Annotated in this window: 25 protein-coding genes and 3 pseudogenes; 8 read left to right on the top strand and 20 right to left on the bottom strand. The window is 36.9% G+C overall.

The annotated features are described in order from the left end of the window. Nucleotides 1-36 precede the first annotated feature (36 nt). The 3 genes from ACWYN3_RS36680 (at nucleotide 37) to ACWYN3_RS36670 (ending at nucleotide 2,390) form a co-directional block, all read left to right on the top strand. Entirely contained in the window at nucleotides 37-1,017 is a 981-nt protein-coding gene (locus ACWYN3_RS36680) for an alpha-L-fucosidase (RefSeq protein ID WP_456218600.1), read from the top strand. A 71-nt stretch (nucleotides 1,018-1,088) separates the two neighbouring features. Beyond that, nucleotides 1,089-1,391 (top strand): hypothetical protein, encoded by a 303-nt coding sequence (locus tag ACWYN3_RS36675; protein WP_456218599.1) that lies wholly within the window; start codon nucleotides 1,089-1,091, stop codon nucleotides 1,389-1,391. A 132-nt stretch (nucleotides 1,392-1,523) separates the two neighbouring features. Beyond that, nucleotides 1,524-2,390, top strand: a complete 867-nt coding sequence (locus ACWYN3_RS36670) for a hydroxymethylglutaryl-CoA lyase (protein WP_456218598.1) — start codon at nucleotides 1,524-1,526, stop codon at nucleotides 2,388-2,390. A 29-nt stretch (nucleotides 2,391-2,419) separates the two neighbouring features. On the opposite strand, the gene ACWYN3_RS36665 is transcribed toward ACWYN3_RS36670, so the two are convergent. The 4 genes and pseudogenes from ACWYN3_RS36665 to fbaA all read right to left on the bottom strand — a co-directional run bounded on the left by ACWYN3_RS36665 (nucleotide 2,420) and on the right by fbaA (nucleotide 4,485). Then, nucleotides 2,420-2,842 carry a GNAT family N-acetyltransferase gene (locus ACWYN3_RS36665; RefSeq protein WP_456218597.1) on the bottom strand — a complete coding sequence of 141 codons (423 nt, stop codon included), beginning with the start codon at nucleotides 2,840-2,842 and terminating at the stop codon, nucleotides 2,420-2,422. Then, on the bottom strand, nucleotides 2,820-3,035 hold the full coding sequence (locus tag ACWYN3_RS36660) for a low affinity iron permease family protein (protein WP_456218596.1): 216 nt from the start codon (nucleotides 3,033-3,035) through the stop codon (nucleotides 2,820-2,822). The genes ACWYN3_RS36665 and ACWYN3_RS36660 overlap by 23 nt, the downstream gene beginning before the upstream one ends. Beyond that, entirely contained in the window at nucleotides 3,007-3,309 is a 303-nt protein-coding gene (locus tag ACWYN3_RS36655) for a low affinity iron permease family protein (protein ID WP_456218595.1), read from the bottom strand. The genes ACWYN3_RS36660 and ACWYN3_RS36655 overlap by 29 nt, the downstream gene beginning before the upstream one ends. 121 nt (nucleotides 3,310-3,430) lie before the next feature. Next, nucleotides 3,431-4,485 (bottom strand): annotated as a pseudogene (gene fbaA, locus ACWYN3_RS36650) (class II fructose-bisphosphate aldolase). Between the two features lie 214 nt (nucleotides 4,486-4,699). Here fbaA and accD point away from each other — a divergent pair. Then, a pseudogene (gene accD, locus ACWYN3_RS36645) lies at nucleotides 4,700-5,548 on the top strand (acetyl-CoA carboxylase, carboxyltransferase subunit beta). 95 nt (nucleotides 5,549-5,643) lie between these two features. On the opposite strand, the gene ACWYN3_RS36640 reads toward accD, so the two are convergent. From ACWYN3_RS36640 to glmM, 7 genes and pseudogenes are all read right to left on the bottom strand, one after another. Next, nucleotides 5,644-6,276, bottom strand: coding sequence for an outer membrane beta-barrel protein (locus tag ACWYN3_RS36640; RefSeq protein ID WP_456218594.1), 633 nt, complete (start codon nucleotides 6,274-6,276; stop codon nucleotides 5,644-5,646). Between the two features lie 19 nt (nucleotides 6,277-6,295). Continuing rightward, nucleotides 6,296-6,955, bottom strand: a complete 660-nt coding sequence (locus ACWYN3_RS36635; protein ID WP_456218593.1) for an outer membrane beta-barrel protein — start codon at nucleotides 6,953-6,955, stop codon at nucleotides 6,296-6,298. A 313-nt stretch (nucleotides 6,956-7,268) separates the two neighbouring features. Continuing rightward, nucleotides 7,269-9,589: pseudogene (locus ACWYN3_RS36630) on the bottom strand (GH92 family glycosyl hydrolase). 242 nt (nucleotides 9,590-9,831) lie between these two features. Beyond that, nucleotides 9,832-10,092 (bottom strand): hypothetical protein, encoded by a 261-nt coding sequence (locus ACWYN3_RS36625; RefSeq protein ID WP_456218592.1) that lies wholly within the window; start codon nucleotides 10,090-10,092, stop codon nucleotides 9,832-9,834. 7 nt (nucleotides 10,093-10,099) lie between these two features. Then, a complete protein-coding gene (locus ACWYN3_RS36620) occupies nucleotides 10,100-10,363 on the bottom strand; it encodes a GNAT family N-acetyltransferase (RefSeq protein WP_456218591.1) in 264 nt (87 codons plus the stop codon). Nucleotides 10,364-10,427: 64 nt separating this feature from the next. Further along, complete coding sequence (locus ACWYN3_RS36615) at nucleotides 10,428-11,576, bottom strand: cysteine desulfurase family protein (RefSeq protein WP_456218590.1); 1,149 nt, start codon at nucleotides 11,574-11,576, stop codon at nucleotides 10,428-10,430. Nucleotides 11,577-11,581: 5 nt separating this feature from the next. Continuing rightward, on the bottom strand, nucleotides 11,582-12,973 hold the full coding sequence (gene glmM, locus ACWYN3_RS36610) for a phosphoglucosamine mutase (RefSeq protein WP_456218589.1): 1,392 nt from the start codon (nucleotides 12,971-12,973) through the stop codon (nucleotides 11,582-11,584). A gap of 300 nt (nucleotides 12,974-13,273) precedes the next feature. Here glmM and ACWYN3_RS36605 point away from each other — a divergent pair, with 300 nt between their 5' ends. Genes ACWYN3_RS36605 through ACWYN3_RS36590 form a run of 4 tightly spaced genes read left to right on the top strand, consistent with a single transcriptional unit; the run spans nucleotide 13,274 to nucleotide 15,291 of the window. Beyond that, complete coding sequence (locus ACWYN3_RS36605) at nucleotides 13,274-14,005, top strand: class I SAM-dependent methyltransferase (protein WP_456218588.1); 732 nt, start codon at nucleotides 13,274-13,276, stop codon at nucleotides 14,003-14,005. Then, entirely contained in the window at nucleotides 14,002-14,565 is a 564-nt protein-coding gene (locus ACWYN3_RS36600; RefSeq protein ID WP_456218587.1) for a phosphatase PAP2 family protein, read from the top strand. Before ACWYN3_RS36605 ends, ACWYN3_RS36600 begins: the two co-directional genes overlap by 4 nt. Continuing rightward, nucleotides 14,565-15,083: a hypothetical protein gene (locus tag ACWYN3_RS36595; protein ID WP_456218586.1), complete on the top strand. Its 519-nt coding sequence runs from the start codon at nucleotides 14,565-14,567 to the stop codon at nucleotides 15,081-15,083. Before ACWYN3_RS36600 ends, ACWYN3_RS36595 begins: the two co-directional genes overlap by 1 nt. After that, nucleotides 15,055-15,291, top strand: a complete 237-nt coding sequence (locus ACWYN3_RS36590; RefSeq protein ID WP_456218585.1) for a hypothetical protein — start codon at nucleotides 15,055-15,057, stop codon at nucleotides 15,289-15,291. The genes ACWYN3_RS36595 and ACWYN3_RS36590 overlap by 29 nt, the downstream gene beginning before the upstream one ends. A 5-nt stretch (nucleotides 15,292-15,296) precedes the next feature. On the opposite strand, the gene ACWYN3_RS36585 is transcribed toward ACWYN3_RS36590, so the two are convergent. The 9 genes from ACWYN3_RS36585 to ACWYN3_RS36545 all read right to left on the bottom strand — a co-directional run bounded on the left by ACWYN3_RS36585 (nucleotide 15,297) and on the right by ACWYN3_RS36545 (nucleotide 20,265). Beyond that, nucleotides 15,297-15,752, bottom strand: a complete 456-nt coding sequence (locus ACWYN3_RS36585) for a MarR family winged helix-turn-helix transcriptional regulator (protein ID WP_456218584.1) — start codon at nucleotides 15,750-15,752, stop codon at nucleotides 15,297-15,299. A gap of 59 nt (nucleotides 15,753-15,811) precedes the next feature. Next, nucleotides 15,812-15,889: a DUF5522 domain-containing protein gene (locus ACWYN3_RS36580; protein ID WP_456223279.1), complete on the bottom strand. Its 78-nt coding sequence runs from the start codon at nucleotides 15,887-15,889 to the stop codon at nucleotides 15,812-15,814. Between the two features lie 41 nt (nucleotides 15,890-15,930). Further along, nucleotides 15,931-16,872 carry an exonuclease gene (locus tag ACWYN3_RS36575; protein ID WP_456218583.1) on the bottom strand — a complete coding sequence of 314 codons (942 nt, stop codon included), beginning with the start codon at nucleotides 16,870-16,872 and terminating at the stop codon, nucleotides 15,931-15,933. Next, nucleotides 16,873-17,469, bottom strand: coding sequence for a dephospho-CoA kinase (gene coaE, locus ACWYN3_RS36570; protein ID WP_456218582.1), 597 nt, complete (start codon nucleotides 17,467-17,469; stop codon nucleotides 16,873-16,875). Beyond that, nucleotides 17,469-18,215, bottom strand: a complete 747-nt coding sequence (locus tag ACWYN3_RS36565; protein ID WP_456218581.1) for a CdaR family protein — start codon at nucleotides 18,213-18,215, stop codon at nucleotides 17,469-17,471. The genes coaE and ACWYN3_RS36565 overlap by 1 nt, the downstream gene beginning before the upstream one ends. 337 nt (nucleotides 18,216-18,552) lie before the next feature. Further along, nucleotides 18,553-18,876, bottom strand: coding sequence for a preprotein translocase subunit YajC (gene yajC / locus ACWYN3_RS36560; protein ID WP_456218580.1), 324 nt, complete (start codon nucleotides 18,874-18,876; stop codon nucleotides 18,553-18,555). 21 nt (nucleotides 18,877-18,897) lie between these two features. Next, nucleotides 18,898-19,353, bottom strand: coding sequence for a DUF1573 domain-containing protein (locus ACWYN3_RS36555; protein ID WP_456218579.1), 456 nt, complete (start codon nucleotides 19,351-19,353; stop codon nucleotides 18,898-18,900). Then, nucleotides 19,274-19,543: a transcription antitermination protein NusB gene (locus ACWYN3_RS36550; RefSeq protein ID WP_456218578.1), complete on the bottom strand. Its 270-nt coding sequence runs from the start codon at nucleotides 19,541-19,543 to the stop codon at nucleotides 19,274-19,276. Before ACWYN3_RS36550 ends, ACWYN3_RS36555 begins: the two co-directional genes overlap by 80 nt. Continuing rightward, nucleotides 19,540-20,265 carry a transcription antitermination factor NusB gene (locus ACWYN3_RS36545; RefSeq protein ID WP_456218577.1) on the bottom strand — a complete coding sequence of 242 codons (726 nt, stop codon included), beginning with the start codon at nucleotides 20,263-20,265 and terminating at the stop codon, nucleotides 19,540-19,542. Before ACWYN3_RS36545 ends, ACWYN3_RS36550 begins: the two co-directional genes overlap by 4 nt. Nucleotides 20,266-20,346: the final 81 nt, after the last annotated feature.

The raw sequence follows: 20,346 nt of genomic DNA, 5'->3' as shown, positions 1-20,346 counted from the left end.
TAAACAACCTATCATACAGAACCTAAACCTCAGAAAATGATAACCAAAAAACTACAGCTATTACTACTGCTTATCCTGGTTACCTCTTCAAGTCTCTTTGCACAAAAGATGATTGGTAACGAAACCGCAGCACAAAAACAAAAACGTATGGAATGGTGGACACAAGACCGTTTTGGAATGTTTATCCACTGGGGCCTCTATGCGCAGCCAGCCAGACATGAATGGGTAAAAAGTATGGAAGGACTCTCCAATGAGCAATACCAAAAATACTTTGATCAGTTTAACCCGGATTTATTTGAACCAAAGAAATGGGCTAAACAAGCTAAAGCAGCGGGTATGAAATATGCAGTCCTGACTACCAAACATCATGAGGGTTTTTGTCTGTTTGACACAAAATTTACGGATTACAAAGCAACCAATACACAAGCTAAACGTGACCTGGTGAAAGAATATGTAGATGCTTTCAGAGCAGAAGGTATCAAAGTTGGTTTTTATTACTCGCTTTTAGACTGGCACCATCCTGATTACACAATGGATGAAAACCACCCACTGACTAAAAAAGACAAAAGTGACGAAGCTTATGCCCGCTTAAATAAAGGCAGAGACATGGCTAAGTATCGTGCCTATATGCGTAATCAGATCACTGAACTGTTAACTAAATACGGAAAGATAGATATCCTTTGGCTGGACTTCTCATTCCCTAAACCAAATGGCAGAGGTAAAGGCAAAGATGACTGGGCTTCTGTTGAATTGCTTAAAATGATCAGAAAATTACAACCGGGTATTATTGTAGATAACAGGTTAGACCTTGGTGAATATAAAGATGGTGCCGATTTCGAAACACCAGAACAGGTTGGGACTGCAGAGCTTGCCAAATACAAAGGAAAAACCTGGGAAACTTGTCAGACATTTTCAGGTTCATGGGGATATCACCGCGATGAAAATACATGGAAGACACATAGACAGTTATTAGATCTGCTCATTACTTCGGTCAGTAATGGCGGTAACCTGTCCTGAATGTTGGTCCTACAGCCAGAGGAGAATTTGACCACAGGGCAACCAATGCCCTGGATAGTTTAAGCCGGTGGATGCATGCCAATGACAAGTCTGTTTACAACTGTACTTATGCACCAGACGGATACAATACACCAGAGAACACTAAACTCACCTATAATCCAAAAACAAAACGATTATATGTACATCTTTTCGAGTATCCATCAAATGGTAAACTGACTTTACCGGGCTATAATGGTAAAATTAAATATGCCCAGTTCCTGAATGATAGTTCTGAACTCTTGTATAAAGAAAAAGGATCAAATGATATTGTGGTTACCTTACCAGCTAAAAAACCAGATTTCTCTATTCCGGTAATTGAACTGATACTTCAATAAATCAAAACAGACGCTAAAAAACAATTTAAAATAATGGGGCAGTTTTTCATCTTGAAAAGCTGCCCCATTTCTCTTATTTCGTATTTTTCCTTACATTGAGCCCATTACAATCAAATAAGGGGTTTTAAGAATATGAGTCAGAAAGCTATCAAATTAATCGAATGTCCAAGAGATGCCATGCAGGGTATCCATGATTTTATTCCAACTGATTTAAAAGCAGCTTATATCAATTTACTCTTGCAGGTTGGTTTTGATACAATAGATTTTGGCAGTTTTGTATCGCCAAAGGCTATTCCTCAGCTTACTGATACTAAAGAAGTCCTAGCACAATTGGACCTTAGTAATACCAAAAGTAAATTACTGGCTATTGTTGCCAATCTTCGGGGTGCTGAGAACGCCATGCTCTTCCCGGAAATAGCTTATGTAGGATTCCCATTTTCTATCTCTGAAACTTTTCAGCAAAGGAATACAAATTCCAGTATTAAAGATTCTTTAGCAACAGTAGAACAAATGCTGGAGTTGTGTTACAAACATCAAAAAACAGCTGTAGTTTATTTGTCTATGGGTTTTGGAAATCCTTATGGAGACGCTTATCATACCGAAATTGTAGAACAATGGGCCTCTGCCCTGGTAGAAAGAGGGACTAAAATACTTTCCTTATCAGATACCACCGGCGTATCTACACCAGAAAAAATCAAAGAATTACTTCCATTGCTGGTCAGTAGTTTCCCACAGACAGAAATAGGGCTGCATTTACACAGCACTCCCGATACGCGTAACAAGAAGATTGAAGCAGCTTACCATAGTGGGTGCAGACGTTTTGATAGTGCCTTAAAAGGATTTGGAGGATGCCCGATGGCTGCCGATGATTTAACTGGTAACCTGGCTACCGAAGGATTGATTGCCTATCTGGAAAAACAAGGAGAAACACTGACCCTGAATATGGATAAATGGCAGCAGGCTATCCTATTGTCATCAGAAGTTTTTAAAGGGATGTAAATCACACACCCCTCATCAGTTTTTTCAGTTTATCTCTTAACCATTCGCAGATGCTGTATACCGGCTTCTTCAAACTGCTCACCTTCAACTGCAAAGCCAAACTTAGCATACAAGCTCACAGCTTCCACCTGCGCGTTTAAATAGATTGCATTGGCACTATCTGGTATATCAGCCAAAGCAGCGGCTACAAGAGCTTGTCCTACACGTTTACGTCTGTATTCTTTTAACACAGCAAAACGTTCCAATTTATATCCTTTGTCAGTTTTCCGCCAACGGCAAGCCCCGCAAGGATGATTATCCATTAAAGCCAGGAAATGATGAGAAACATCTTCATTTTCCCATTCCAGCTCTGGTGGACATCCCTGTTCTTCCACAAATACCTGTTTGCGGATCGCGAATGCACTTTCCAGTTCTTCCTGTGTTCTGATTTTATTTACCTGAAGTAGTTCCATGGTGCTTAGGTTTAAACAGATGCTTCGATTTAATCAAGTTTACTTCTTGCGCAGCATCAATAGAATGAGAACAATGAATATCGGTTTCTTGTTTTGCAAGAGCCGATAATGTGACATAGAACTTATGTAACTGATCTAATTCGGCCTCTGTCAGGTCTTCAATATCAACCATCCGGTTTACTTGCCCGTTCATGTGCAGCTAATAGCTCATTTAATTTAAGCTGTATAGCCTTACCGTCCTTATTCTGAGCTTTCTGAATTAAGAAAACCATTAAAAAAGTAATAATTGTTGTCCCCGTATTGATGACCAGCTGCCAGGTCTCCGAATAATGGAAAAGCGGGCCGCTGATCCCCCATACAATGACGATGAGCAAAGCAATGATAAAAGCAGAAGAACTGCCTGTAAACTTCGTTGCTGCATTTGAGAAAGTCTCAAATAAATTATGTTTCTTTCCTGTGGATCCCATATTATTTTTTTACCTAAAGTTCTTAATTAAAATGCAGTTTAAACAGGAAACATAAAAAATACCTTCAAGAAAAAAGCGCCTCAGGATTAACCTGAAGCGCTTTCTAAAGAATTCTCTTTATTTATAATTTATCACTTGCGTTTCTGCAGTTCAAATCTTCAAAAGCCTGAGTTAAACGTTTAACAAATGCTTCTTCTCCTTGCGCAACCAAACACGAGGATCATAATATTTCTTGTTAGGTTTATCATCTCCATCAGGATTTCCGATTTGTCCCTGAAGATAAGCCTCATTAGCTTTGTAATAATCCAATACGCCTTCCCATAACGCCCATTGCATATCAGTATCAATATTCATTTTGATCGCACCGTAAGAGATAGCTTCTCTGATTTCTTCCTGAGAAGAACCTGATCCCCCATGGAATACAAAGTTAATTGGTTTTTCAGCTGTTAATCCTAACTTCTCTTTGATATAGTCCTGAGAATTTTTAAGAATCACTGGTTGTAATTTAACGTTACCTGGTTTATAAACACCGTGAACATTACCAAAAGCAGCCGCTACAGTAAATTTATCACTTACTTTACTCAATTCTTCATAAGCATAAGCTACTTCCGAAGGCTGAGTATATAATTTAGAGCTATCTACATCACTGTTATCCACACCATCTTCTTCACCACCAGTTACACCCAGCTCGATTTCGATAGTCATGCCCATTTTAGCCATACGTGCCAAATATTTAGCTGAGATCTCCATGTTTTCTTCGATTGATTCTTCAGAAAGATCCAACATATGTGAAGAGAACAGTGGCTTACCGGTTTCAGCAAAGAATTTTTCTCCGTGATCTAACAGACCGTCAATCCATGGCAATAATTTTTTAGCTGCGTGGTCAGTATGTAATACTACCGCAACACCATAGTGTTCCGCTAATAAATGAACATGTTTTGCAGCAGATACCGCGCCCAATACACATGCATTTAAGTTATCATTATTTAATGTCTTACCTGCATAAAATTGCGCACCACCATTTGATAACTGAATCATAACTGGTGAATTCACCGCTTTAGCAGTTTCCATAACCGCATTGATGGTATTTGTTCCGGTAACATTTACTGCAGGCAATGCAAACTGATGTTTTTTTTTTGCCTGTTCAAATAATTCCTGAACAGCATCTCCGTAAATTACGCCTTTATAGCCTTTTAAACATTGTTATTAGATTTTATGTAAGCCGAAGTTAGGAAAAAAATTAGCCCGGGCAAACCTATGAGGGTAATATTTTCAATAACTTGTCTTCTGGCTACTGGTGATAAAAACCTCACATAATTTATACGAAATCTAGGTAAAGCTGTTATGATTTTTTTTCGTTTCTTTGTAATCGCATTTTTCAACGAATAACATGGCTTGGTTTAAGAGAGAAAAAAAAGGTATCAGTACGCTGACAGAAGAAAAAAAAAAAAGCGCCGGATGGCTTATGGAACAAGTGTCCTAATTGCAAAAAAGCATTACACAGCGCAGACCTGATCGAAAATAAATACGTTTGTCACTATTGTGATTATCATTTGAGAGTTGGTTCTAAAGAATATTTTCAGGTATTATTTGATAACAACCAGTTTAAGGAGCTTTTTGCAGACCTGACATCTGGTGATCCACTCAACTTTACTGACAGTAAACCTTATACAGAACGTCTGGTTGATACAATGGCTAAAACAGGCCTGAAAGACGCTATCCGTTCAGCAGTAGGTAAAATAGAAGGAGAAGACCTGGTAATTGCCTGTATGGATTTTAACTTCATCGGTGGCTCAATGGGTTCTGTAGTAGGAGAGAAAAAATCGCAAGATCTATCGATTACAGTATCAAACATAAAATTCCGTTTCTGATGATCTCCAAATCAGGAGGAGCCAGAATGATGGAAGCCGCATTCTCATTAATGCAAATGGCTAAAACATCGGCTAAACTAGCTTTGTTGAATCAGGCAAAAATACCTTACATCTCTTTATTAACTGATCCGACTACTGGAGGTGTAACCGCATCATACGCAATGCTTGGTGATATTAATATTGCTGAACCAGGTGCATTAATCGGATTCGCCGGTCCAAGAGTAATTAAAGAAACTATCAAAAAAGATTTACCTAAAGGTTTCCAGACTGCTGAGTTTGTACAGGAACATGGTTTCCTTGATTTTATTGTAGACCGCAGAGGCATGAAAGCTAAACTGGCTACTTTCCTTAAAATGGTAAAGAACTAGAAATTAATATAACATAAGAAATCCCCTGTAGAAAGATAGCTTTAACGCTTTCTTTTCCGCAGGGGATTTTTCTTTTGCTTATAAGGCTAGGTTGATTACAAGTAGAACTGAATACCTAAACGGGGATTAAAGAAGTCAGATCCGAAATTAAAACTCTCCGTATGATAGGAATTGTTTTTGGTAAATTCCAAGTCATTCTTTGTAAATTGAAACCCAGTAATTGATAGCTCTATTCCGATCCTTTTAGAAGGAAAAACTGCAAAACCAGGAGCTAAGGCTGCACTATAGACTTTACCCTTTGTATTTTGCTCCTCCTCTTTTCCGCTAAGATCAGTAGTTTTGTATTTAAGCCAATTTACAGAGGCATTCAAATGGCCAAAAAACTTAACTTGTGGTGTTAAATCAATATAATATCTACCAAATGGTGCAAAGCCTATACCATTCGTCTTGTATTTATAATCCCGAATACCAAGATTAGTTTCATAATTTGAATGGTAATCACGATAACTGTATATAATACCTGTTCCTATGACGAGATTCTTAGCAACAAAAATCCCGACTGTTGGGCTAATTACGACGTCGGTTGTATATTTTGTAACATTATTTGTAGGCCTAAAAGACGAAATATAAGTATACCCGCCTACAAGTACTTTTCCTTTTTCGGTTTGAGCCATACAACTAAATGATATTGCTATTAAAGCAATAAAAAATGACACTATTTTTCCCATGTTGTGAAGATTTTAGAGGCTAGAAATAAAATTGAATACCAATTCTTGGAGCAAAAAAATTAGTCCCCAAATTAAAAGCATGACTCTTTTGATCTTTATTAAAAGAGTTAGCCTTATCTTCAGTTTTACTCCATACATATGACAGGCCATCTACAGAAAGCTGTATACCAATCTTTTTAGTTGGGAAAAAAGCAAATCCTGGTTCTATACCTACTCCGATTGACGTAGTTTTAGTTGAGTCAGGAGTAAATTCAATGGCTGGGTTTTTACTCTCCGTTTCCGATTTTATATTTCCCCATTTCATAGGAACTGAAAACTGACTGAAAAATTTAAATTTATCTGAGATATTTATGTAATGGCGCACAAAAGGACTTATCATAAAGTAATCTGTTGTACCTTTTTGACTATATGTCTGTGATATGTTATTAGTATTATAAGTGTATTTATCTATAACTCTTGAGTAACCTATCCCCAAACCCAGGGCAAGATTATCTTTTACAAAGTACCCCCCGCTTGGAAGTATGGTCAAATTGTTATGTTTGTTCAGTGTCTGTTGCTGATCCATTTTATCACTGGAATAACCTATGGTTCCTCCCAATATAAATTTACCTTTTTCAGTTTGGGCATTAGTTGCCAGAGCAGATGCACAAAGCATCGCTATTGTTAATAATTTTTTCATACAATGGTTTCATTTGTGTACTCAATATTAAACATATAAAATGAAATCACAATACAATACTTTGAGTAAAATAAAATTAACAAACAGATACATTAAATTAACACTCAAAAGACACAACCCCTAAAAAAATCCACAACCAACATTCATAGTTAATTTAAATTTCCCTATGTATCATATCAATTTTAAAAAAAGACAATTTACACCGATACAAAGACCCGATTAGAAATGCTTACAAACAAAAAAATGGCCTGATAACCCCATTTTAATCAAATGAAATTATCAAGCCATATGTTTTTAACACATATGCCCCGAACTAAACCGGAGCATATCCTCTATTTTTTTTTTCTGTTGACATTGAATAAGGAAAATCTGCTTCAACAATCCCTCTGTTCTTATTTGGTGCAGACGTCATGTCGAAATCAAGCGTCGCTCCCTTTACTAACTCAGAGTGGCTTAACCAGTTTTTATCATAATTCTTACCATTGTATTTCAACGAATTGATATACTTATTATCCGCACTATTTGCAGCAGCATTGATCACGATCTGTTTTCGGTTATCGGTTAGATTCAACGTTACTTTTTTAAATAACGGCGCACCAATCACGTATTGATCCGTAGCAGGTGTAACCGGATAAAAGCCTAATGAAGAAAAAACATACCACGCAGAAGTCTGCCCGTTATCCTCATCTCCACAATATCCATCAGGCGTAGCCTTATACATTCTATTCATCGTTTCTCTAACCCAGTACTGCGCTTTCCAGGGTTGTCCGGCATAGTTATACAGATAAATCATGTGCTGTATAGGCTGATTACCATGCGCATACTGTCCCATATTTGCAATCTGCATTTCTCTGATCTCATGGATCACAGAACCATAATAACTCGCATCAAAAACAGGAGGCATCGTAAATACAGAATCAAGTTTTTCTGCGAATTTGTTCTTGCCACCCATTAACCCTACCAGTCCGTTTACATCCTGAAAAACTGACCACGAATAATGCCAGCTGTTTCCCTCTGTAAAAGCATCTCCCCATTTAAACGGATTAAACGGTGATTGAAACGAACCATCCTTATTCTTTCCACGCATCAAACCGGTAGAAGGATCAAAAATGTTTTTATAGTTCATCGCTCTTTTTTTGCATAGATATCAATTTCAGCTGCTGGTTTCTTTAATGCTCTTCCCAATTGATAAATTGTAAAATCATCATAAGCATATTCTAACGTTCTGGCTGCATTTTCATTCAGCTTCACATCATAAGGTACATAACCAAGCTCATTGTAATATTTAACCCCTGCCCTTCCAACTGCTTCATTTGGCCCTTCATTATTTGCACCATGTTTAAGCGCTTCGTATAAAGTCTCAATATCATATCCGCGAAGACCTTTAATATAGGCATCAGCAACTACAGAAGCAGAGTTATTACCAATCATACAGTTTGCATAACCCGGACTAGACCATTCAGGCAACCATCCACCCTCTTTATAATCATTAATCAGACCTTCCTGCATCTCTTTATTGATAGCAGGGTAAACAAGGTTTAAGAATGGATATAAAGCTCTGAACGTATCCCAGAATCCTGTACCAGCAAACATATACCCTGGCATAGTTTTACCATTATAAGGGCTCCAGTGAACAATCTTATTATTCGCATCTATTTCATATAACTTGTTCGGGAAAAATAAAGTCCTGTACAAACTTGAATAGAAAGTACGCGTCTGATCAACCGTTCCACCTTCTATAGCAATTTTACTTAAAGTTTTATTCCATACCGCTCTTGATTTCTGTTGAGTTGCCTCAAAAGTATCATTTGCCAATTCTCTTTTTAAACTGATCTCGGCCTGTTCCACACTGATAAAAGAAGAAGCCACTTTCATGCCCACCTTTTCTCCCTTTTCAGTCTTAAATCCTACAATAGCACCAGAATGATCACTTTTTAGCTCAAGCGTATCTTTCGCCAGTGTATTGCCATGCCATGTATTTGCAGAAGTAATCGCTTTATCAAAATAAATAACAAAATAGTTCTTGAAATTTGCAGGCAGCGGGCCGCTTGCATAACGCGTGCTGCTGTAACCTATAATTTTTCTTTCTTTTGGGATAACCTTGATATAGGATCCTTTATCAAAAGCATCAATCACTACATAAGAACTATCAGATTTCGGGAATGTAAAACGAAACTGTGCAGCTCTTTCTGTTGGTGTAATCTCAGTTGTTACATCAGCATCAGCAAGATAAACACTATAATAATAAGGTTTTACCACTTCCGCCTTGTGAGAAAACCAGCTTGCACGCTCATCCTGGTTAAATTTCATCTTGCCAGTTACAGGCATCACCGAAAACTGTCCATAATCATTCATCCACGGAGAAGGCTGATGGGTCTGTTTGAATCCCCGGATTTTATCAGCATCATAAGTATATGCCCATCCATCACCCATTTTACCCGTCTGTGGAGTCCAGAAATTCATTCCCCATGGAACTGCAATCGCAGGATAAGTATTACCATTAGACAAGCTGGGTTTACTTGCTGTCCCCATTAGCGGATTAATCCAGTCTACCGGATCTGTCACTTTACCCGCTTGCTGCGCCAAAACAGGCATAGTGGCAGAAATAAGCAACGCTGATAAGAAATGTTTCATCATTTTTTTTTGTGTGGTTTATAATAGTAGTCTAAGTTAAAGTCCGGATGAGAGTTATATATGGTTACGATATTAAAAACGATTTAGCAAACAATTGAACACTTATATTATCCTTTCACTAAAAGCCAAATGTATCCTCTAATGTAATGGAGAAAACATTAACAGACAAATAAATCCGGTAATATTTACAGGATAGAATTCATTAAATATTTCTGTTTAAAAATTTAATCCTAAAAAACCATTTATAAAGGATGATATAAATAAACCTGTTTTTTAACCCTGCAGATGATTTCGTTGAAATACAGTTCTGCACGTTCCGGTACATTAGTCATCAGTAACAAAGAATGAGAAACATGAGAATCATGATAAGAAGGATGAAGATAATCGAAGGGTAAACAAATCAATCCTAATCTTTCATAGAAACCAATTCTTCTTACTGCATCTACAGATAAAGGGGGCTCAACCTCTAATAATAATTTACGGTTTGCCATGAAATCTTTCATTACCCGTTCACCATATTTTTTTCCCTCTGTTGATCGGGTCAATTGCCAGATGTTCTATAAAACACCAGTCATCAAACATCCAGCTCGTTATAAACCCAATAGCTTTTTCTTCGGATAAAATTACCTGAAAAGACATCTCCGGAACCATACCAATCATTTTTAGTAATTGATCCCAGTTTCTCCTCTCCTCTAATGGAAAAGCGGAATGATATAATTCCTCAACAAATGGCAAATATGGACTCTTATTATTTTCTATTGATAAGTATTGCATAATTGATTCTTAAAAAAAAAGCTCTGACCAGCGGTCAGAGCTTTTGTATTTATTTTATAAATTACTATACAGCGATATTCTGCTCTACAATATGTTTCACTTTTTCTATTACATAATCGATTTCCTCTTTGGTATTCAGTTTACTGAAAGAGAACCTTACCGATGGGCGGTTAGGATCAGTTCCTATAGCAGTCAATACATGTGAACCGATATTTGAACCAGAAGAGCAGGCACTCCCACCAGAAGCAGAGATCCCGTTAATATCAAGATTGAACAATAACATATCAGACATTTCCATAGCCGGGAATGATACGTTAAGAACCGTATATAAACTTTTTTCAGGATCAGTTTCACCATTAAAACTAATTGCAGGAATTTCTGCTACCAGTTTATCCTTCATATATGTTTTCAGTTCCTGGATATAAGTCTGATGCTCAGCCATATGTCCGTATGCCATCTCCAATGCTTTAGCCAGACCTACAATTCCATATACATTCTCTGTTCCGCCACGCATATTACGTTCCTGCGCTCCACCAAAAATGAATGGACTGATTTTCACGTTATGGTTTACGAATAGAAAGCCTACACCTTTAGGACCATGCAGTTTATGCGCCGCACAAACAATAAAATGGGCTTTTATCTTTCTGACATCATGTACATAATGGCCCATGGTCTGTACCGTATCACTATGATAAATAGCTTCATAACGCTCACAGATATCACCAACCTTTTCCATATCAGTCAAAGTTGCCAGTTCATTATTTGCATGCATTAAAGAAACAAAAGAACGCGAATTCTCTTTTAGCAGTTGTTCCAGGTGATCATAATCAACATTACCTTTTGAATCAATATTTACAAAACTTAGCTTATCAATAACCCCATCTTTTAATAGCTGTCCAAGCGTATGCTCAACCGCGTGATGTTCGATTTTTGAAGTAATTGCATGTTTAATTCCAAAGGCCGCAATACCACAACGTATAGCTGTATTATCAGCCTCTGTACCACCCGAAGTAAAAAATATTTCTGCAGGTGTCGCATTCAGTAATCCAGCTACAGTTTTACGGGCCTTTTCAATCAATGTGCGCACCTCACGGCCCTGCGCATGAATTGAAGATGGATTCCCATAATAATTCTCCATCACATTAATCATTTCAGCCATTACCTCTTTGTCAAGAGGTGTTGTTGCAGCATTATCTAAATAGATCCTGTTCATCTGTATTAATTCAATTTTAAAATTTCTTTGATATCTGATATAATTTTATTCGCCAGGTTTTCAGCTACAGTTTCATTTTCCGCCTCACTGTAGATACGGATAATTGGTTCTGTATTTGATTTACGCAAGTGAACCCACTCATTATCAAATTCTATTTTCAGTCCGTCAATGGTACTGTTCGGCTGATTTCTGTACTTTTCCTGTACTTTAATCAACAACGCATCAATATCCATTTCAGGTGTTAATGTTATCTTATTTTTCGAAATATGATAGTTTGGATAGCTGCTTCTCAATAAGGATACAGATTTTCCAAATTTAGCCAGATGTGTTAAAAACAAAGCAATTCCAACTAAAGCATCACGGCCATAATGCAATTCAGGATAAATTATCCCTCCATTACCTTCGCCACCAATAATTGCATTTGTAGCTTTCATCTGATTGACCACATTTACTTCACCCACAGCAGAAGCATGATACTCTCCGCCCGCTCTTAGGGTAACATCTTTTAAAGCTCTTGTAGACGACAAGTTGGAAACCGTATTACCCGGTTGGTTTTTAAGGATATAATCTGCTACCGCAACTAAAGTATATTCCTCACCAAACATAGTTCCGTCTTCACATACAAAACATAAACGGTCTACATCCGGATCAACAACGATACCCAAATCAGCTTGTTTACTTTGTACTACTTTGGCAATTTCAGTAAGGTTTTCAGGAAGAGGCTCCGGATTATGAGGAAACTCTCCGTTTGGCTCACAATATAATTCAAATACAGTCTTTACTCCCAAAGCCTTTAACAAAGCAGGAATAAAAATACCACCTGTAGAATTTACACAGTCAATCGCAATTTTAAAATTCGCTTTTTTGATCAGCTCAATATCAACCAAAGGCAGGGCAAGAATTACATCAATATGTTTCTGCAGATAAGAATCATCATAAATGACTTTTTTTCCAAGATCATTCACTTCAGCAAAAGAAAAATCAGCTCTTTCAGCGATTTCTAATACTTCTTTACCATTTTCATCATTGATAAATTCACCCTTCTCATTTAAGAGTTTCAAAGCGTTCCATTGTTTAGGATTATGGCTGGCTGTCAGAATAATTCCACCACCTGCTTTTTCCATCGGAACAGCAATTTCGACAGTTGGCGTAGTAGATAAACCTAAGTCTATCACCTCAATCCCCAGTCCTTGTAAAGTACCGGTTACCAGGTTATTTACCATGTCTCCTGAGATTCGTGCATCCCGTCCAAGTACGATTTTCTTAATATTCGTATTTTTAATTACCCACGAGCCGTAAGCTGCGGTAAACTTCACTATATCAATAGGTGTTAGCCCATTTCCAGCGATTCCGCCGATAGTTCCCCTGATTCCTGAAATAGATTTTATAAGTGTCAACTGCTATGAATTTTGTTTTCCAAAAATAGTAAAAATTTAAGAAGGGCTTGTCATATATTATAGCCTGTTTAATGTCAATGTAATAAAAATGTTTATTGCTTAATTTTGAACGAAACGAGGCAAATGTTACAGAGGTAGCATTTTCTACCTCGAAACATTTAACGATGTTGCAGCCAAAATTAAGCATAAACAGATTATTACATTGATATTAGACAGGCGTCAGGATAAATTGCCCTGAATATCCACCCAGTTGCATTCCTAATCACTATATTTGTTTTTTTTAAATTTAAGACGGTCTTTATGCAGCGTAAGTGGTTTCAGTATTGGTTCAATTCTCCTTATTATCATATTTTATATAGTCAGCGTAATGATGCTGAAGCAGAGTTCTTAATTGATAATCTAACAGCTTATTTAAAACCCGCATTACACTCCCGTATACTGGATATTGCCTGTGGAAGAGGCCGTCATTCAGTTTATTTAAATAAAAAAGGCTTTGACGTTACTGGAATTGATCTTTCCGAACAAAGTATAAAGTACGCCAAGCAGTTTGAACAGAAACACCTTCACTTTTTTGTTCATGACATGCGTAAACTGGGCTACATCAACTATTACGATATTGCCCTGAACCTTTTCACCAGCTTCGGGTATTTTGATACAGAAAAAGATCATGTAAACGCATTGAAGTCTTTCAGAAAAAGTATCAAAGAAGACGGAACAGTAGTTATTGATTACTTCAACACACAGAAAATCATTAGTAATCTTACGCACAGAGAAACAAAAACCGTAGAAGGTATTGACTTTGATCTTCATAAATTCGTTGCTGAAGGAAAGATTATTAAACATATCAATTTTGAGCACAAGAGTAAACACTATGCTTTTGAAGAGCGTGTGCAAGCTTTTACACTAGCAGATTTTGAGCGTATGTTTGAAAAAAGCGGATTGACTATTATTAATACGTTTGGCAGCTATAATCTGGAAGCTTTTGATTTAGCCAAATCTGACAGACTGATCCTTGTTTGTAAAAAAGCATGATAGAAAGCTTACATACCTTTGATGTAGATCTATTTCTGAAAATCCACAGAGGTCTCTCCAATGGCTTTTTTGATTGGTTTCTGCCATTGATGCGGAATCGTTATTTCTGGGCTCCCCTATATCTTTTTATTATCATTTTCTGTTTCAAAGAATATAAAAAAAGAGGCTGGTACATTATAGGAGGTATATTACTGACCTTTGCCATGGGCGATATGATCTCATCAAGATTCATTAAACCATTTGTCAGCAGATTAAGGCCTTGTAATGAACCTGCCCTGGTTAACGATATTATTCACCGTGTGCCATGTGGCAGCGGATTTAGTTTTCCATCAGCACATGCAACCAACCACTTTGGTATTGCCGTGTTCCTGATTATGGTTTTCTATCCAAAATGGAAACCGATTTTGCCTATCGGCCTTGCCTGGGCATTTATTATTTCTTTTGCACAAATATATGTTGGCGTACATTATCCGATAGATACCATTGCAGGTGCTGCTTTAGGTTCAACCATTGGATTTTTAGTATCCCTTCTTTATAAAAAATTACAACCCGTAACTTAATGGAAGTTTGGAAAATTTTAATACTATTCTTTTGCGCTTTTTTAGGAGGGCTGTCTATATTTTTAGTCAAAAGTGATAAATCACAATTACTAAAACTGATCCTTTCTTTTAGTGGCGCTTACTTATTCGCCATCACCGTATTACACCTTATACCGGATGCTTATAGTGGGCCTGATCATGCAGAAATAGGTATATATATACTAGTTGGATTCCTTTTACAAATTTTACTGGAACAGTTTTCTGAAGGAGTAGAACATGGTCATATTCATAAACACAATGATACACAGATCTTTCCTTATGGAATTATGATCAGTTTATGTTTACATGCTTTTCTGGAAGGAATGCCACTTGCTGCGGACCAGCATAACGCATTAATTTTCGGTATCTCATTACACCATATTCCGGCTGCTTTTGCATTAGCGAGTATATTGATGCAGAATAAATTTAAACCAGCTGGAATTGTGTCTTTTCCTCGCCATTTTTGCAATTATGGCTCCTCTCGGATTTTGGGTAAGTAATGGAATCAGTACTGGCAGTATTGGAGGTATTGAGATTTACTTCCATAAAATGATGGGAATTGTGATCGGGATATTTTTACACATTTCGACCACTATTTTGTTCGAGTCCAGCGTAGATCACAAAGTTTCCAAACGAAAAATGATTGCTGTTTTACTAGGTATCGGCATTGCCCTGATTGGATTTTACAGTTCAGGACATAGCCACTAGGGGTATTAATCTCTACCCCTTGCTTTCTCCAGCAACGTAGTTAATAATTCAGCCTCCTGCCTTGTTAAATTGCACGAAAGGATAGCAGAAAGATCCATTTCTCTATCCATTCTTTTTAAAAGCGCCAGTCCCTTTTCATTAATCAGGATATCTACTGCTCGTTTATCATAAGGATTAATCTTTTTACAGACCAGGTCCTTCTGCACTAAACGGTCCACAATCCTTGATGCATCACACATTTTATCCAGCATCCTGGATTTCAATAAATTGATAGTTGAAGGATCAGGATGTTGACCACGCAAAATTCTTAGCACATTAAATTGCTGATTAGTAATATCATAAGATGAAACTGCCTGTTTCACCTGTTCATTACACCAGTTCTGCGTAAACGCCACATTGACCATAGCCTCATGAAATGCACTTTCGTAACGGGGAGCCTTTTTTTCTTTCTGCAACTGCATCAATTACTTAATTTTCTTTTTTTTTTTCATTATCATTACTATCATTCTTTTTTTTTTTTTTATTTCCAGGGACAGTGTTTACAACCATTTTTACAGCAATAACCACGTTTGCGATGATATGCTTCGGTAAAAACCATCAAACCCTGTTCATTGAAATAGTAATCTGCATCCTGTTTCATTAGTTAAGCAATTTAACAGTAATAATGTTTGTAAAATAACTTTTTAATTGAATTCCACTCCCATGTGTAGTCCAGATCTCCTTTGGCTTGATTTTTTCAATTGAATAAATGATATCATCCCAATCAACATGGTCAGAAATAAACAACTGTAACTCATTATTATTCTGTAAATGTTTCCATCCGGTAGCAAAAACCCTGATTACATCAATAGCTCTGATATAACTCCTGTAAACTAAAGGAGGAACAAGATAAACCATATCAGTTTTATTATTTTTCATTACTTTCCTGTCATAAACTTCATATTTCCCCATATCAATTCCCATTTGCTCATAAATTTTCACAAATGGAAGGATGCTATGATGCACAAGTATCCTTCTCTGCGGACAATGATCACTAATCAATTTAATCAACCGCTGGCTTTTACCTAAAGCATAAGCACCAAGCATAATATTGCTAGTTGTTGAATTCAATTTTTTGATTTCCAGTTCCACATCAGGATGTTTAGTATCAGGATTCGCAAAAGTCGTTTCAGTAATCAGTACATCTGCCTCAGCGAATTCTATAGGCTCACAAGTTGTATCCGGCTGAAGCTTATAATCACCAGTATATAAATATTTGACCCCCTTATACTCCATCATAACCAGCGCAGAGCCTAAAATATGACCAGCAGGGATAAAGCTGATCTTAACCCCATTCAGTACAAACTCAGCATGAAAATCATAAAGATGAAATTCACCAGCTGCAAACTTCTTATAACGCTGAATCATAAACAACGAGGTTGCTTGCGTACAATACACATTAAAATTCCCGCTAATCGCATGATCACCATGTGCATGTGAAATTACCGCATCCTTTACCATTTCCTTTGGATCAAGGTAAAAATTGCCATAAGCGCAAAACAGTCCAATTTTAGTTGGCACTAAAAAATCCTCTAATATCATTTATTTTGTAAGGTTTATAAATTGATGGTGCAGCTCCAATACCTGGAGTATCACCGGCCTGCTTTCATCATTCGTAATCAGGAAATCGGCCATTTTTTTCTTTTCATCATCGCTCAGCTGCTTATCCATTCTGGCTTCTACCTGTGCTCTGGTCACGCCATCACGCTCCATTACACGCTGTATCCTGATGTCCGCAGGTGCGGTTACTAAAATAGTTTTATCACACATTTTATAAGATCCACTCTCAAATAAAAGCGCAGCTTCTTTCAATGTATAAGGTACAGCAGCAGATATAGTTTCCTCCCAGCTGTCAAATGCCCTGAATACAGCCGGATGAACCAGCCCATTCAGCTTCTCCAGCTCTTGTTTGTCATTAAATACAATCTGAGCGATATATTTATTATTTAGTTCCCCGGAAGGCCCATAACTATCTTTTCCAAAAGTATTTATAATTTCCTCCCTCAATACCAGGTCAGTAATCATAATCTCTTTAGCTACTGTATCGGCATAAAACACAGGGACACCCAGTTCTTCAAATATTCTGCAAACCGTAGTTTTCCCACTTCCAATACCACCTGTAATCCCTATCTTAATCATTATTTCTCTATAATAAAATCAACTTTTTCCGGATCCATTCTGACCTTCCTGCAATAATCAGGAAAGCGGGTTAGTTTGACAGTCAGCTGTCCATGATGTTTTAATTTCCATTCATTAAGATCCACTACAGCCTCAATAAAATCCTCATTGACCTGCTGATAGCTGGACAATGCGACCATAAAAGTAATCTTTACCTTTTTCGGATATAGCTTAACATTATAATACTCGTTATTATTGATAATTTTCAGCGGTATTTCCAGTGTTTTTTCGGTAAACTCATCTACCGGTAACTTAACTTCAACGCTAGCCGGAAATATATTTACATTTTTCAGCAGGTTTTGCTTCATAGCAACCCTTGTGACGGCCTGATTCTGAATATTCCGAAGTGTAAGTGTATCAGTTTTCCATTCATTAATCTTTTCAAGTTCTTCTTGCGGACCAGACACAGTGACGTAATTAGGTGTGCACTGTATCACATCAGAAATCCCGAATTGCTTCACAAAAGATAAGTTAGATACCAGTTTAACAGGAACTCTTTTTACTGTCCGTTTAGAGAAATCAAAATACAAAGTATCCGGCCTGACAGATATAATTTTCTGTGAAGTTTCCAATTGATTATTCACACTGTACAACTGCTCCGAGAAAAGGATATAATTCCTGTTATTCAGCTTATCAAGACTGATACTTATAAATTGCGGGTTCACTCTCAAACGTGCAAATAACAACTGCCAGCCCGTTCCCTCCACTAATAAATCTACCGTATCAGATTGTAAAGGGTGGAAAGCTTTTTTCTGAGGAAAGTTTTTTTATAAATCAGGACAGTTTTGGCCGTATAAACATATTTATTGTTTAATGCCAGAAAAAGCCATCCTGCAATAGCCAGAAGCACACAAGTGATCAATACTAAAAAGCGCTTTCGCTCTATTTTTGTAAGTTTAATGAATGGCATATGGCTGTAATTAATCAAATTTAGAGAATTTAAACTTTAGATGATGATAAAGTCTGAAATCTCTTAGAACAGGCTATTAAAAAACAAAAAAGCCGCGCCAAATAATGGAGCGGCTTATAATGTCTGTTAACGAATTAAGCCTTAGGCAATTCAGTAGATGCTTTAGTTGCATCCAAAGAAATAGCAGACTTGTCAAAACGGATTTTAGTACCGCCTTCAACTTCAATTAAGAAAGTAAGCTCGTTCATATCAATGATTTTACCATGTATACCAGCAGTAGTAACGATTTTATCACCTTTTTTCAAGTCAGCAACTAATTTCTTGTGGTCTTTAGCTTTTTTAACTTGTGGTCTGATCATGAAGAAATAGAAAACTACCATGATTAATACCATTGGGACCAAGGTACTTAACATACTGCTTCCGCCGGCAGCAGCATCTAAAATTACTGTTAATGTCATATTGATTGTATTATTATATAATTATGTTCTTTCTTTAACCTCACCAATCAGGTGTACTTCACTTGTCGAAGGATTACCATTTGATGTGATTGTAATCACTTTATCCTGCATTCCCATTTTACCAGCACTGTTGAATACTACTTTAATAACACCTTCACCACCTGGTTTAATAGGCGCATTTGGTTTTTCAGGAATAGTACATCCACAAGTTGCAGTTGCATTGGTAACAATCAGAGGACTTTTTCCAGTATTTTTAAATTTGAATTCGTAGTGTATTGATTCTCCCTGTATGATTTTACCGAAGTTATACATTCCTTGTTCAAAGCTCATAACCGGTGCATCTGGTGAAGCAACAACAGTATTAGTTTTAGCAGTAGTTGTAGTTGTCACTACACTATCAGTAGCTGCTGTAGGTTTTGTTTGTTGGCAGGCAGCTAATGAAGCTGCTGCAAATGCAAGTAAAAAGATCTTCTTCATTAATATGTTTTTTTTTTTCTTCTATTAATCCGCGGCCAATTTTTTTGATACTGTTTGTACGTTTCAAATCGCCTAAAATTTTGTCCAATATACCGTTAATAAATGAATTACTTTTCGGTGTACTGTAATCTTTCGACAGGTCAAGATACTCATTGATGGTTACTTTTACCGGAATTGAAGGGAAATTCAACTCATCAACTCACAAATAGCCATTTTCATCAGGATAGTATCCATTAATGCGATACGCTCTGATTCCCAGTTTTTAGTACGCTCAGCGATTAAATTCTGGTATTCAGTATTATTTTTAAGCGTATAAGTAAAAAGGTCTTCCACAAACTTACTATCTTCTTTCCAGTCTGCACTGATTGGAGTAAGCTTATTTTTGAATGGATCTTCTGAAGTGAAATTTTTCAGCGTTTTCGCAACCATACCCTGCATAACTTCTTTATCTACAGGCCAGTTGATAAACTTATCTTCAAAAGCCTGGATGATATTCTGGCTTTTAAGAATAATTTTTCTAAAGATAAATTTGATAATTTCTTTTGATCCTTCCAGACTATCATCAGAATCCGCAAGATAAGCGACATACTCAGGAGTAGTTTTCAGCTTATTGTAGATTGTTTTGATAAATTCAGGATCAGCATGCCAGTTGATCTGATATTTGTTTACAGCCGATTTAAATTCAGGATTTTCCTGCAGCAGAATAATGAACTTATTTCGCAGTAATTTCTTGTTAGGATTCAAATCCTCAGCAGTAGGAAAATGCTTGTTAGCTCTTTCAATAGCATCAACTGATGTGTATTCAGTAATTTCAGAAAGTAATGCCAGCATTCTGACATACATTTCATAAACATTATCAATACTGTGCATCAATTCTTTCTTTGCAGAAAGTAGATCCTTTTTGTCTGTCATTTGCCACGCAAAGATGTTTTGCAGGACTTTAATTCGTAGGTGCCTTCTATTTAACATGAATGTAAGAACGAGTTGGTAGTA

This window comes from Pedobacter sp. NJ-S-72 (assembly GCF_053890575.1).
This window is presented reverse-complemented; position numbering and strand designations above follow the sequence as displayed.